Origin of the sequence: Pseudomonas sp. P5_109, assembly GCF_034009455.1 — a bacterium.
Taxonomy (GTDB): Bacteria; Pseudomonadota; Gammaproteobacteria; order Pseudomonadales; family Pseudomonadaceae; genus Aquipseudomonas.
On the sequence record NZ_CP125380.1, the window covers coordinates 2,964,554 to 2,979,442 of the forward strand.

The 14,889-nt window shown below is 58.9% G+C and carries 8 protein-coding genes and 1 pseudogene; 5 read left to right on the top strand and 4 right to left on the bottom strand.

Annotated elements, in window-relative coordinates:
* The 4 genes and pseudogenes from tssI to QMK54_RS13530 form a co-directional block, all read left to right on the top strand.
* On the top strand, positions 1 to 2,427 hold the full coding sequence (gene tssI, locus QMK54_RS13515) for a type VI secretion system tip protein TssI/VgrG (RefSeq protein ID WP_320402718.1): 2,427 nt from the start codon (positions 1 to 3) through the stop codon (positions 2,425 to 2,427).
* A 2-nt stretch (positions 2,428 to 2,429) separates the two neighbouring features.
* Positions 2,430 to 5,678: a phospholipase D-like domain-containing protein gene (locus QMK54_RS13520; protein ID WP_320402719.1), complete on the top strand. Its 3,249-nt coding sequence runs from the start codon at positions 2,430 to 2,432 to the stop codon at positions 5,676 to 5,678.
* Positions 5,675 to 6,781, top strand: coding sequence for a hypothetical protein (locus QMK54_RS13525; RefSeq protein ID WP_320402720.1), 1,107 nt, complete (start codon positions 5,675 to 5,677; stop codon positions 6,779 to 6,781). Before QMK54_RS13520 ends, QMK54_RS13525 begins: the two co-directional genes overlap by 4 nt.
* Before the next feature lie 163 nt (positions 6,782 to 6,944).
* Positions 6,945 to 7,237, top strand: a pseudogene (locus QMK54_RS13530) (type VI secretion system tip protein VgrG); the annotation flags it as partial.
* Here the strand turns inward: QMK54_RS13530 and speF are convergent.
* The gene (gene speF / locus QMK54_RS13535; protein WP_320402721.1) at positions 7,223 to 9,406 is read right to left on the bottom strand and encodes an ornithine decarboxylase SpeF; all 2,184 of its coding nucleotides are present in this window, start codon (positions 9,404 to 9,406) and stop codon (positions 7,223 to 7,225) included. The pseudogene QMK54_RS13530 and the gene speF overlap by 15 nt on opposite strands.
* 427 nt (positions 9,407 to 9,833) lie before the next feature.
* On the opposite strand from speF, the gene QMK54_RS13540 reads away from it, so the two are divergent.
* Entirely contained in the window at positions 9,834 to 10,616 is a 783-nt protein-coding gene (locus QMK54_RS13540) for a DeoR/GlpR family DNA-binding transcription regulator (protein WP_320402722.1), read from the top strand.
* Positions 10,617 to 10,792: 176 nt separating this feature from the next.
* On the opposite strand, the gene QMK54_RS13545 is transcribed toward QMK54_RS13540, so the two are convergent.
* From QMK54_RS13545 to QMK54_RS13555, 3 genes are all read right to left on the bottom strand, one after another.
* Positions 10,793 to 12,076: an NAD(P)/FAD-dependent oxidoreductase gene (locus tag QMK54_RS13545; protein ID WP_110663058.1), complete on the bottom strand. Its 1,284-nt coding sequence runs from the start codon at positions 12,074 to 12,076 to the stop codon at positions 10,793 to 10,795.
* Positions 12,077 to 12,449: 373 nt separating this feature from the next.
* A complete protein-coding gene (gene chrA, locus QMK54_RS13550; RefSeq protein ID WP_110662616.1) occupies positions 12,450 to 13,808 on the bottom strand; it encodes a chromate efflux transporter in 1,359 nt (452 codons plus the stop codon).
* A gap of 180 nt (positions 13,809 to 13,988) precedes the next feature.
* Positions 13,989 to 14,888 carry a bestrophin family protein gene (locus QMK54_RS13555; RefSeq protein WP_320402723.1) on the bottom strand — a complete coding sequence of 300 codons (900 nt, stop codon included), beginning with the start codon at positions 14,886 to 14,888 and terminating at the stop codon, positions 13,989 to 13,991.
* Position 14,889: the final 1 nt, after the last annotated feature.

Genomic DNA, 14,889 nt, shown 5'->3' on the forward strand with positions numbered 1-14,889 from the left:
ATGTTTAACCCGTCTAACCAAACGTATTTCAGCCTGTCCATCAAAGACTTCGTCGGCGACTTGCAAGTGCTGTCGTTCACCGGCAGCGAAGGCATCAGCCAAGCCTACCGCTTCGACCTTGAACTGGTCAGCGAAAACCCGGACATCGACCTGGAAAAGCTCCTGCACAAGCAAGCGTTCCTGGCGTTCGACCGGCAAGGCAGCGGCGTGCACGGCCAGATCTACAGCGTCGCCCAAGGTGATGCCGGCAAGCGCCTGAGTCGCTATACCGTTGCCCTGGTGCCGCAACTGCAATACCTGCATCACCGCACCAACCAGCGCATTTTCCAGCAGATGTCGGCGCCGAAAATCATCGCCAAAATCCTCGAAGAGCATGGCATTCAAAGCGACGTCTACCGTTTCCAACTCAGCCAGCCGTGCCCGGATCGCGACTACTGCGTGCAGTATGACGAAACCGACCTGCACTTCGTCCAGCGCCTGTGTGAAGAAGAGGGTGTGCACTACCACTTCCAGCACAGCACCAGCGGCCACGTGTTGGTGTTTGGCGACAACCAGAGCGTTTTTCCCTTACCCGGTCAACCCACCGCCTACGTACAAGGCAGCGGCATGGTCGCCGACGAACCGGTGATCAAAAACTTCAATGTCCGCCTGGCCACCCGTACCGGCCGGGTCACCCGTCGCGACTACGACTTCGAAAAGCCCAACCTGCAACTCGAAGCCGCCTGCAAACCCCATGGCGACATCACCGGCCCGGACCTCGAAGACTACGACTACCCAGGCCGCTTCCTCACCCGCGCCCGCGCAAATCTGCTCAGCCAACGCGCCATCGAACGCCATCGCGCGGACTATCAGCAAGCAGAAGGCCGGGGCGACCAGACCACGCTCCTCAGTGGCCACTTCCTGAAGCTTTCCGACCATCCGCGCCAAGAGTGGAACGACCTGTGGCTGCTGACCCGACTCACCCACGAAGGCAAGCAGCCGCAAGTGCTGGAAGAGTCGGTCACCAGCGACACCAGCGACACCAGCACCAGCAAGGACGACTTCCACCAGGGCTACCGCAACCGCTTCCTCGCCACCCCGTGGGACGTGTTCTACCGCCCGGCACTGAAACACCCCAAACCACGCGTCCTCGGCAGCCAGACCGCCGTGGTCACCGGCCCCAAAGGCGAAGAAAGCCACTGCGATCAATACGGTCGGGTCAAAGTGCAATTCTTCTGGGACCGCGAAGGCCTGGCCGATGACAAAACCAGCTGCTGGCTGCGCGTCTCCAGCGGCTGGGCCGGCGACCGCTACGGCGGCATCGCCATTCCGCGCATTGGCATGGAAGTGCTGGTGACCTTCCTGGAAGGCGACCCGGATCAGCCGCTGATCAGCGGCTGCCTGTACCACAAAGCGAACCCGGTCCCGTACCCGCTGCCGGCAAACAAAACCCGCACGGTGTTCAAAACCCTGAGCTCGCCGGGTGGCAGTGGTTTCAACGAACTGCGCATCGAAGACAAAAAAGGTGCAGAGCAGATCTTCCTGCATGCCCAGCGCGACTGGGACGAAAACATCGAGAACGACCAGAAAATCCGCGTGGGTAACGAACGGCACGACACCGTTGAAAAGAACACCTACACCGAGCTGAAGGCTGAAGAACACCGCACCACCCACGCCGACCGCAAGGTTGAAGTGCGGATGGACGACCACCTGACCGTCGCGCAGAACCAGCATGTGAAGCTGGGCACGGCGCAACTGGTGAGCGCGGGGCGCGAGATTCACCTGAAGGCGGGGGAGAAGATCGTGATCGAAGCGGGGATGGAACTCACGATGAAGGCCGGGGGGAGTTTTATCAAACTGGATGCGGGTGGCATTACGGTGCTGGGGCCGGTGGTGAAGGCGAATGCGGGGGGATCGCCGGGGAATGGGACGGGGATTGGGATTGAGTTGCCGAAACTGCCGGTACCAACGCCATCAGCCAAGCCCGGCAATCTGCTCGACACTGCCCAGCCCGGCGTGCTCAAACCACCGCCCAAGCAAAGGGAATATTTCTTCGATATCAAGTTGACCGACGTACCGGGCGACGAAGGCTTTCCGTTGGCCCACACAGCCTGGTCCATCGTTCAGGGCGGTGAAGAAGCCCCTCTGCTCGAAGGTCAGACCGACGATGACGGACGCGTCAACATCGATGATGCGCAGCGCTTGAAGTTGTCCCAAGCCTACGCGGCCAAGGGTCCCTTGTGGCTGTGCTATCCGGGACAACGGGTGCCGGTGGCGCTGCACGACGAACCCTCGGACGCCGACAAGGAACGCTTCGCTCTCGCCGCCCTCGACTTCCACGACAGCGCCAAACAAGGCCGGATCAGTACCGCGAACAGTGAACGCAGCAAACAGGATCTGCTCGCCGACGACGATCTGTACAGCCAGCTGCAAACCAGGGAGGATTGAATATGACGGACTCCGCAACGCCTTACAACGGCATTCGCCACAAGGAAATCAGCCAGATCAACACCGCTCAGGGCAAGGCCCTGCCGGCGGTGAATGCGCCGGATTTCTTCATCCAGGACCAGTCGGCCTTCGCGCCCAAACGCAGCGGCAATGACGTGCGTTTCTTCACCACCGGCGAGGATTACTACAAGGATCTGGCCACGGAAATCAGCAATGCCAAGACCTCGATTTTCATCACCGGCTGGCAGATCAACTACGATGTGACGCTGGACGGCAAGCAAAGCCTCTGGCAGTGCCTGCACGCTGCGCTGGTGAAAGCCCCGACACTCAAAGTCTTCGTCATGCCATGGCTAAGCCCCGCCGCAAGCGTCGGCACCCACGACTTCGAAACCATGCTCGCGGTGTTTCAGCTCAACGCCGGCCTCGGTGGTGCGCGTGCGTTCTGTACACCGGCTATCCAGCAAAGCGACATGAAAGGCCTGGGCTCGACGTTTTCCCATCACCAGAAATGCGTGGTGATCGACAACATGATCGGCTACGTCGGCGGTATCGATTTGGCCTACGGCCGCTGCGATGACAACAACTTCAGCCTCGATGCCCGCGACCGCAAGGGCAATGACGCGTACAACCCGGGGATCCCGCATCTGGGTTGGATGGACATGCAACATCACGTCAGCCGCACCGGCCTGCTGCTCGGCACCCTGTTCGATCTGTCCAAGCCCACGGCAGAGATGACGGTAGGCACTGACACGTACAACTTCAAAGTAGCGCTGCCCCGCATCGATACTGTTATCAATATGGTCGCGACGGTGCAGAACTTCTTTGCCAGCCCGCCATTGCCGGTGTTCGACTGGATGGCCAAGGGCGGCAACAGCCTGGAAGAGTACGTGAGCGCCATCGACCCTCTGGCCAAACCCAAGCAGTATCTGCTCGATACCGCCATCCGCCAGATCACCGCGCTGATCAAGCACAACTGGACGCGCCTGCCTATCGCCGAACCGCTCAAAGGTCAGGTGCAGGTGTGGATCCGGGAAGTGGAAAGCAGCGTCGGCGAGTTGCGGGTAGCGTTGCGCCTGAAAAGCCACGAACTGATCAACAAATGGATGAGCTCAACCGACCTCGGACGCATGATCGCGATGTTCTGCGACAAGGGTTACGACGCCATGCCCGCGGACAAGTTGGGTTGGCTGAGCGATATCGGCCAGATCGCCACCTCGTTGCTCGGGCACTTCTACGCGTTGCTACAAAATCGTCTGGAGAACCATCGCGAGCCGTTCGTCTACCTCAAGCACAAAGCGCAGCCGCTGGCCTCGTCGGATTACAGTCGGCTGGCCGACGATCAGCCACGCATGCCGTGGCAGGACGTTCACAGTCGCATCGAAGGGCCGTCGGTGTATGACCTGTCGCGTAACTTCATCGACCGCTGGAACGGTCAGCAAGCTTATATCGCCGAAATCAAAAGTCTGGAAAAGACCGACGTCGTCATTGCTCTGATGGAGTGGGTCAACAGCCTGGCCAAAGGAGCCGGACTGCCCCATCACCTGGACGCCAACGACCGCATCAACCTGAATCTGCCAATGCCCAAGCCGGTATGGATCGACCAGGCGCCCACATTACCGACACCCCCAACGACCTTGACGGGCAAAGTCAGTGTACAGGTATTGCGCAGTGCTTCGGCCACCATGACCAGCCAGGAAGCCAAGGGCAGAGGCAAGGCCCAAGTGAGTTTGCCGCTGCCTCCCGGATTCAACGCTGGCGGTGTTCAGGACAACTGCCTGCGCGCCATGCTGCAGACCATTTCCAGCGCCCAGCACTTCATTTACATCGAGAACCAGTTTTTTCAGACGGACTTTGGGGATGAGGGGGAGTTGTCCGAAGGCAAGCCTCTGTCCGGCCCGATGGCAAGTCTGCGCGACCCATCCACCCTGCACCAAGGCTACGTCGCCCGGATCAAGCTGCGCGAAGCGCTCGAAGACCAGGACTTTACCAAGATCGACTGGAAAGAAGTCAATGCCATCGGCAAAGAGCCTGGAAAAGAAGCGAGCGAATTTCTAAACGGTTTCCTCACCATCTGGCAAACCAATGCCCAAGGCTGGTTGACCCAGAAACTTGGAAAGGAAGAGAAACTCGGTAATCCCATCGGTAAAGCGCTGGCCGACCGAATTGGTCGGGCGGTTGTCGAAAACCGGCCGTTCCACGTGTATCTGGTTTTGCCGGTACACCCGGAGGGCGCGTTGAATGTGCTGAACCTCATGCATCAGATCCACCTGACCATGCAGAGTCTGGTGTTTGGTGAGCAGAGCCTGGTTAAACGTATTCAGCGGCATATGGCGTTGAAGGCGATGATGGATCGTGGAGCAAGTCGGGAGGAGGCTGCGAAGATCATTGAGCGCTTTGACATTAACGAAAAACCCGTCTACGCACAGCAAGACTGGACGAAGTACCTGACTCTATTGAACCTTCGAACGTGGGATACCCTCGGTGATAGGGTCGTGACCGAACAGATTTACATACATAGCAAGTTGTTGATCGCGGACGATCGCGTTGCCATTCTGGGCAGCGCTAATATTAATGACCGTAGCCTGTGTGGTACACGCGACTCGGAATTGGCGGTGATTGTGCGAGACAGCGACTCGACCGACGCCAAGCTGGACGGCACGCACAATCAAAAGGTAGGGAAAACTATCAATAAGTTGCGCAAAGATTTGTGGAAGAAGCATTTTGGGATGAGTCAGGCAAAAAAGAATGGGCCTGTAGCGCCATTTGTTGTTACGGAGGACTTTCTCAATCAACCTGCTGCAGAGAGTACGTGGCAGAAGATTCAGGAGCAAGCAAAAAACAACTCGGAAGCTTATGAGAAAACATTTGATTTTATTCCGCAAAACTTTAATAGTTCACAAGTAATAGAAGCGTCCACAATCAGCAAATACCAGGACGGTTTTCCTGCGCCTGTCTGGCCAACTTGGACTTACCACTCTACGCTGGATCGGGAGTTTGGAGGTCAGATTTCCGCTCCGCTGCCTTACCAACTGGCGTTTTGGGAAAGTATGACCTTAGCGGCGGTAAAGAAATTTTCCGCACCAGTTGGCGTCGAAGGTTTCATTACAGCCTTTCCCGTCAATTGGACCAAAGGTGAGAACAATAACTCAGGATTGAATCTGACGATCATTGCTCACAACAAAGATAAGAAAAATGATGTGCGCATCGCAAGCTTAAGCGAGCCGTCACACCGAGCAGAGCATAGTTCATGAACCGAATAATAGTTGTATTCACTGGCCTATTGCTGGTCACCCAGCAGGCCTATGCAAACCCCTCATTTAACGAATGCTTGGGACGCATAAATTTTGAGTCTACAGACCGATTCGAATGGGCAACATTCAGAATTGAACATAGCAAAATAAATAGCCCGGGTGGACACGCTTTTTCCAAGAATATTTATGCAGTCAGCGACTATGTCAGCTACGACTACGATGAACTCACTATCCGTATTAGTGATATCACAACGCGCGAAAAATTCGACAGAGCCCGCAACGCAATCCTATATCAATCGGAAGCGTACAAGGACCACCTGAGAGACAGGCTAAGAACCAACGAGCGTCTTTTGCAGTCAATCAAGCGAATGAACTACTCCGCCGACATCATTAAGAATCAGGAAAATGAAATAAAAACTCTGGAAGAAGATATAAAAAAAACAAAAACCTACGAACATCAGTTAGACATTCCCGACGCCCATATACTAGGTAGCAAGGAAACTCCTTACGAGTTCCTGCTCTGGCGCAACAACCGAGTGTTCTATTTCCACATGAACAAACCCGCCGAGAACGCTGCGCAACGGATCAAAGACCTAGCCGCCCGCTTCGAAGCCCGCGACCTCTACCAAGTTCCCAGCGGCCCGGGCGTATGTATGCCCTACGGCTTCATTCATGACGACGGCAAAACGGGATTCAGCGTCAAGAACAGCCTGCGTTTCACCAGCACGCCCAACGTCATCATGAGCCTGATCAACGCCTCGTTGGGCGATCCGACCAAACCCACCCGAGGCACCTACGACACCGACTACCGCCCCGGCTACGACGCGGAAAAATGGAAGAAGTCGAAGATTATGGAGAAGTTCTACATCGGCGAGCGCATGACCACCCTTGAAGGTTGGCGCCTGGATCCACGACCGGAATCCGCCGAACAGGATCGCGCCTGGTTCGCCATCGCCCATGTCGGCGGCCTGGCCAGTCCGCTGATCGCGGCGCAGATGTTCACGTTCCAGAAAGGCACCGACGGCCTGAAAGACTTGACGCCTCTGCCCGAAGCTGTGATCCCGAAGTTCCTGAAATTAACGCAGAGCATCAGCTCGCAATAACTGAACGCTCCTTGAAGTCCGCGCTGGCTGAATGGTTTTTTGAGACGAAAAGGGGACATATTTATTTTCGTGATAACGAGAGTGGCAATGGAAAATAAATCTGTCCCCCGTGAGCGCTTGCGCGTGTGGCCACAATGGATGACCACGGAACAGGGAGCCGACCATGTTTAACCCGTCTAACCAAACGCATTTCAGCCTGTCCATCAAAGACTTCGTCGGCGACCAGCAAGTGCTGTCGTTCATCGGCACCGAAGGCATCAGCCAAGCCTACCGCTTCGACCTTGAACTGGTCAGCGAAAACCCGGACATCGACTTGTAAAAGCCTCTCAACAAACGGTCGTTCCCGGCGTGAACGGCCAGACCCACCGCGTCGCCCAAGGCGATGCTGGCAAGCGGCTGATCAAAAGCAGGCATTGCCTCACAGTAATGCCTGCCCAGGTATCAAGCCTTGATCACATACCCATACGCCCGGGTACGACCGCCTTCCTGCTGCAAATACACGCCCTGCAACTCCGGCGTGAAACCCGGCAAGCGGTTGATGCCTTCCTCCAGCGCCAGGAAGTATTTCAGCACCGCGCCACCCCAGACTTCGCCCGGGATGATGCAGAGCACGCCCGGCGGATAAGGCAACGCACCTTCAGCCGCGATCCGCCCATCCGCATCCGCCAACGCCACCAGTTCGACGTTGCCGCGGATGTACTCGATTTGCGCCTGCTGCGGGTTCATGGCCTTTTTCGGGAAGTGTTCCTTGCGGAACATGTCCTTTTGCAGTTGCTGCACGTTGTGATGGCGGTAGAGGTCGTGCATTTCCTGGCAGAGCTGACGGATGGTGTAGTTGCGGTAGCGTTCCTGATGCTGCGCGTAGATCGCCGGCAGTACCCGGCTCATCGGCGCGTCATCGCTGATGAAGCGTTCGAAACGGGCGATCTGTGCGGCCAGGTGGGTCATCTTCGCCCAGTCTTCGGCCGGGGTGAGCAGGAACAGGATCGAGTTGAGGTCGCATTTTTCCGGAACGATGCCGTTCTCGCGCAGGAAGTTGGCGAGGATGCCGGCGTGAATGCCGAAGCCGGTGTAGCTGCCGTCGACCGGGTCGATCCCCGGGGTGGTGAACAGCAGCTTGCACGGGTCGATGAAGTACTGCTTCTCGGCATAACCGGCAAAGGCGTGCCAGCGATCCTTGGGATGGAACTCGAAGAAGCGGATGTCATTGGCGATTTCTTCGGTGGGATAGTCTTCCCAGGCGCGCCCTTCGATGGTGTACGGCACGAACGGGCGGACCATGGTGCAGGCTTCGAGGATCAACTTGCGCGCCTCGATGCCGAACTTCACGCAGTCTTCCCACAGGCGCAGGCCGCTGCGGCCCGAGTGGATGCGCGCATTCACATCCAGCGAGGCGAACAGCGGGTAGAACGGGCTGGTGGACGCCTGGGCCATGAACGCGTTGTTCAGCCGGTGATGGTTGCAATAACGGGCCTGGCCTTTGATGTGGCGGTCTTTCTTGTGCACCTGGGAGGCCTGGGAAAAACCGGCCTGCTGCTTGTGCACCGACTGGGTGACGAAGATACCGGGGTCGTTTTCGTCGAGGTCGAGCAGCAGCGGCGAGCAGTCCTTCATCATCGGGATGAACTGTTCGTAACCGACCCACGCCGAGTCGAACAGGATGTAGTCACACAGCTTGCCGATGCGGTCGACCACTTGCCGGGCGTTGTACACGGTGCCGTCGTAGGTGCCCAGTTGAATGATCGCCAGGCGGAACGGCCGCGGCAGTTGCGCCTTGTCCGGGGCGACTTCGGCAATCAGTTCGCGCAGGTAGTCTTCTTCGAAACAGTGGGCGTCGATGCCGCCGATGAAGCCGTAAGGGTTGCGCGCGGTTTCCAGATACACCGGCGTCGCGCCGGCCTGCAGCAGCGCACCCTGGTGGTTGGATTTATGGTTGTTGCGGTCGAACAGCACCAGGTCGCCGGGGGTCAACAGGGCGTTGGTCACCACCTTGTTGGACGCCGAGGTGCCGTTGAGCACGAAGTAGGTCTTGTCCGCATTGAACACCTGCGCCGCGTGTTTCTGCGCCAGCAGCGCCGGGCCTTCGTGGATCAGCAGGTCGCCGAGCTTGACGTCGGCGTTGCACATGTCGGCGCGAAACAGCGTCTCGCCGAAAAAGTCGAAAAACTGCCGACCGGCCGGGTGCTTGCGAAAGAACTGGCCGCCCTGGTGACCGGGGCAGGCGAAGGTCGCATTGGCTGCTTCGGTGTAGTGCTTGAGGGCGTCGAAGAACGGCGGCAGCAGGCTTTCTTCGTAGGCCTTGGCGGCGGTTTCCAGTTGGTTGCCATGGTATTCGACGTTGCTCGGTGACAGGTCGAAGATGCCATTGACCTGCAGCAGCACGTCATTCAGGTGTTTGTAGACTTCTCGCGGGTGGGTGCTGGTGCCGGGGGACGCCACCAGGAAAATCGGCACATCAAAACCGGTGCGCTGGATGGCGTCGAGGGCTCCGGCCAACACATCATTGACCGACACCACGGCCACGGCCACGTCGGTGAAGTCGGTGTGACCGAGCGGAACCACCTCCCGGGCGTTCAGGAAACATTCGGATGCGCCTTCACTGGCAGCGATTTTCAGGGCTTTCATGGGGTGGTGTCTCCTGGCGGGCACTCAATTGTCCGCAGCTTTTTGAGAGATCAACTTCCGGAGGAACTCCAGTTCCCCTGATCGGAAATCGCGTCACCACTGGTTATAGAGCATATTCCTGATTTGTCAGGCTTTTACCGATTGGTTGGACGACCGGCACCGGTCAAGCGTGAACCAGTGCAATCGTGAACGAGACCACGATCATGCACGCAAAAGCAAAATTGATATTCATGAAGTTTCCATCCAAAGCATGAGTGACGGCGCCATCTTGAACAGGTCACAGGAAAATAAAAAATTCGGTGTAATGATTTGAAAGATCGAAAAAAATGATACTTCAACCTGTTCGCCCGGCCGCCCGTTTGTGTTTATCCCGTGCTTTGGCTAATCTCGCACAAACACGCAGATTTACGCATAAACGAGCAAAAACATGTACGACAATCATTCTGCCGCCGAGCTGCCGTCAGTGCGCCGGCAAAAAATCCTGTTGATCCTCGAACGTGATGGCAAGGTCATGGCCTCGGAGTTGAGCCAGCATTTCGCGGTCTCCGAAGACACCATCCGCCGCGATCTGGCGGAACTGGCCAGCGCCGGCCTGGTGCAGCGGGTGCACGGCGGGGCGTTGCCGCGACCCAAAGACACGGGCAAGGACTACTTCACCCGGATCAGTGAAACCGACGAGGTGAAAACCCATCTGGCGCAATTGGCCGCGCAACGGGTGCAGGACGGTCAGATCGTGGTGTTCGATTCCGGCACTACCACCTTGCAGATCGCGCGCTCGTTGCCAGAGGACATCGCCATTACCGCGATCACCGCGTCGCCGATGACCGCCATTACGCTGTCCGAATACAAAGGCATCAAGGTGATCCTGGCGGGCGGTCAGCTCAACCCGGCGACGATGTCGGCCAGCGGCCACGAAACCCTGCGGCTGCTGGCGGGCATCAAGGCCGATTTGCTGTTTACCGGGGTCTGCGCGATCCACCCGCAGGTGGGATTGAGCTCGCTGCATTTTGATGAAGTGCCGGTGAAGCAGGCGATGCTCGACTGTGCGTCCCATGTGATTGCGGTCACTACGGCGGACAAGCTCGGCGCGGTGGAACCCTTTGTCGTCGCGCCTTGCCAGCGCGTGCATACGCTGATCACCGAGCGGCATGTGGCTTCGGGGAATGTCGAGGATTATCGGGGGCTGGGGATTGAGGTGGTGCAGGTCTGAGCGATTTTGGCTGGCGGGTGTATTGAATGTTCCGGCCCCTTCGCGAGCAAGCCCGCTCCCACATTTTGATTTTCAGTGACCGCAAAAATGTGGTCACCCAAGATCCCTGTAGGAGCGGGCTTGCCCGCGATGAGGCCGGCACAAACAACATCAATGCCGGATGTGCAGCGAATGGATCAGCGCAATCGCTCAAGCATCTGGTAGTACCACATGCCCGCGGCAAGCATCGGGTTGCCGAGCAGATCGCCCATGGGCACGCGGATGTGCTGGCAGGCGGCGAAGGTGTCGAACTGTTCCAGTTGTCCTGTGATCGCCCGGCCCATGATTTCGCCCATGATGTGGGTGGTGGCGATGCCGTGGCCCGAGTAGCCCTGGCAATACCAGACGTTGTCCGACAGCTTGCCCAGTTGCGGGATGCGGTTGATCACAATGCCCATCGCGCAGCTCCACTGGTAGTCGATGGCCACGCCTTTGAGCGCCGGGAAGGTCTGCTCGATGCACGGGCGCAGTTCGGCGGCGATGTCGCGCGAATCCTTGCCGCTGTAGTTGGCGCCGCCACCGAACAACAGGCGACCGTCCGCGGTCAGGCGGTAGTAGTCGAGCACGAAGCGGCAGTCATAGACCGCCAGGTCTTCGGGGTTGATCTGTCTGGCCAGGTCGCCCAGCGGCGCGGTGGTGACGATGCCGCCCATGGCCGGGAAAATCTTGCCCTTGAGTTTGCCCGGTTCCAGCTTGTGGTAGACGTCGCCGGCCAGCAGTACCTGGTTGGCGTCGATGTGCCCGTGGGCAGTGCGCACTCCGGGCGTGTCTCCGTGAATGATCTCCAGCACTTCGCTGTTTTCGAAGATCAGTGCGCCCAGGCTTTCGGCCGCGCGGGCTTCGCCGATGCACAGGTTGAGCGGGTGCAGGTGCATGTTGCGGGTGTTCTTGATCGCGCCGTGGTACAGGTCGCTTTGCAACAGGTCGCGGACCTGGCTGCGGTCGAGGAGGCTGACTTCGTCGGCCATGCCACGGTGCACCGCCTCGTCGTAGTCCTTGCGCAAGCCGACCATGTGCGCGGGTTTGTACGCGGCGTGCAGGTGGCCGTGCTTGAGGTCGCAGGCGATGCCGTATTTTTCCACGCGCTGCTGGATGATCTGGTGCCCGCGCCAGCGCAGGTTCCAGATGAAGTCGTCGACTTCATCGCCGATGGTGCGGCGCATCTGTTTGCGCATGGCCTCGTCACCCGACAGGCTGCCGGTGACCTGGCCGCCGTTGCGCCCGGTGGCGCCCCAGCCGATCTTGTGGCTTTCGACGATGGCGACCTTCAGGCCTTTTTCCGCCAGCTCGACGGCGGTGGCCACGCCGGTGAACCCGCCGCCGATGATCACCACATCAACCCGGTGCCGGCCTTGCAGCGTCGGGTAATCGGTGTCCTGGTTGAGGGTGGCGGTGTAGTAGGAATTGCAACGTTGAGTCATGTCGGTGTCCAGGCAGAATTGGGAGAAGCCAATGCCGGCCAGGTGAGCGCAGTCAGGGTGGGAGCGGGCTTGCTCGCGAAAGCGTACTTTCAGCCGACATCACTGCTGAATGACACACCGCTTTCGCGAGCAAGCCCGCTCCCACAGGTTCTGTGTGTGGCTGAGCAGGGTTCACGCGGACCGGGATAGCGAAAGGAGGGGGCTCACCAATCAGGCGAGCAGGGCGCTATCCGGCGGACGTGCGGAATGACGCAGTTTCGAGCGGCGCAGGGCCATGGGCAGGTTGACGATACGCTTCATGCGCGTGTTTCCGGCTGCGGAAATCGTTGGAGGCCGAAGCCTCCGGGGATGCTGGATAGTAGGGGGTCGTCCTTCAACCTGCAAGGTGAATCCCGAGGCCGATCAGTGCGCAACCGATCAACACCTCGATCACCCCGCGCTTGAAACGCAGCAGCGCAATGCCCGCCAGCAGGGCGATCAGCAGCGAGGGCCAGTCCAGGTGTCCCTCGAAACCTTTGGGCCAGAGCACGTGGTAGGCAAAGAAACAGGCCAGATTGAGAATCACGCCCACCACGGCGGCCGTAATGGCCGTCAGCGGCGCGGTGAACTTCAGTTCGTTGTGCGTCGATTCCACCAGCGGCCCGCCGGCGAGGATGAACAGGAACGAAGGCAGGAAGGTGAACCAGGTCACCAGCGTGGCGGCGATGGCGCCGGCGACAAAGGCCTGATCCGGGCCGAAGACCTGATGCACGTAGGCGCCGATGAAACCGACGAAGGCGACGACCATGATCAACGGACCTGGCGTGGTTTCGCCCAGTGCCAGGCCGTCGATCATCTGTGTCGGCGTCAGCCATCCGTAGTGACCGACCGCGCCCTGATACACATACGGCAGCACCGCGTAGGCGCCACCAAACGTCAACAGTGCGGCCTTGGTGAAGAACCAGGCCATCTGGGTCAGCGTGCCTTCCCAGCCGAACAGTACGATGAGCATGGCCATGGGCAACGTCCACAAGATCGCACCGATAATGGCCAGGCGCGCCAGTTTCCAGCCACTGAAGCGGGCGTGTTCGGGAGTTGGGGTGTCGTCGTCGATCACGGCCGGACCGAAGGACTTTTTCGCCGCGCTGTGGCCTCCGGTCCTGAATTTTTCCGGTGCCAGGCGTCCGCCGAAGTAACCGACGATTGCCGCGCCGAGCACGATCAACGGAAACGGCACGTTGAGCACGAAGATGGCCACGAAGGACGCGGCGGCGATGCCCCATAACCAGCCGTTCTTCAGCGCCCGCGAGCCGATCCGGTGGGCCGCCTGCACCACGATTGCCGTGACTGCCGGCTTGATCCCGTAGAACAATCCGGCGACCACGGGCACTTCGCCAAAGGCGATGTACACCCAGGACAACGCAATCAGGATGAACAGCGACGGCAACACAAACAGCACGCCAGCGATCACGCCGCCCCAGGTCCGGTGCATTAGCCAGCCGATGTAAGTCGCCAACTGCTGGGCCTCGGGTCCGGGCAGCAACATGCAGTAGTTGAGCGCGTGCAGAAAGCGCCGCTCGGAAATCCAGCGCCGGCGTTCGACCAGTTCCTGATGCATGATCGAAATCTGCCCTGCCGGCCCGCCAAAGCTGATGAAACCGAGCTTGAGCCAGAACAGGAAGGCTTCGCGCAGGCTGATAGTGCGCGGTGGTGGCACAGCCTGTCCGGTGATCGGGGAGGGTATCGGGCTCAAGCGGAAATTCCTTGCGCAGATAAGCTTTGAACCCGTGACTGTAGCTACGCGCGAGCGCGTTGGATAGACGCTTCAGGCGGAGTTTGTGCCAGTGCCATCGGGCCCTGGCGGCGCGTGTTGGCAGACCCACCGCCATCGCGAGCAGGCTCGCTCCCACAGGTTTTGTGTGTTTCCTGAAAGTCAGGTCAACACAAAATCCACCGGCTCCAGTTGTGGCGGCAACTCCGTCACGCCTAGTGCCGTCAGCACATCACGCTCGATGTTGCGCACGATGGCGTCGGTGGGCAGGTCGTTTTCGTCGCGGCCGAACGGGTCTTCCAGTTCATCGGCAATCGCATCCAGGCCGAAAAAGGTGTAGCTGACAATCGCGGTGAAGATCGGTGTCAACCAGCCCAGGGGTTCGGCCATGGCGAATGGCAGGAGGATGCAGAACAGGTAGATGGTGCGGTGCAGCAACAGAGTGTAGGGGAAGGGTAGCGGGGTGTTCTTGATCCGTTCACAGACGGCCTGGGCATGGGTCAGGCTGGTCAGATGATTGGCCATGAGCGTGTAGCGCCAGTTGTTGATCACCCCGGACTCGTTGAGTGTCGAGCACTGCTGACCGACTTGCATCAGTATTTGCCCGGTGACGTCCGTGGAGTTGCCCTTGGGCATCGGCTGCAGCCAGTCGCCACTGGCTGCCAGTTCGTTTTCCTGGCGCAGCCGTGCGTTCAGGGCATGGGCAAAGCCACACAGGTTGCTGAGGATTGTGTATCGCTCATCGGTGTCCTTGATCACCAGGGTTTCACGAATCATCGAGCGGACCTCGACGATCACATCGCCCCAGGCCTTGCGTGCTTCATACCAGCGGTCGTAGCAAGCGTTGTTGCGAAAGCTCATGAAGATCGACAACGACAAACCCAGCAGCGTGAAGGGCGTGGCGCTGACCTTGGAAAAGTAACTGGGGTGCAGGGTTTCGATGAGCACGATGGCCGAGGCGAGCAGCGTCACCATCAGGCTGCGCCAGGCAATGCGCTTGGCAATCGAACCCTTGAGAGACGTCAGGACGCCGATCAGGTTGGGTTTGGGTCTCACGATCATG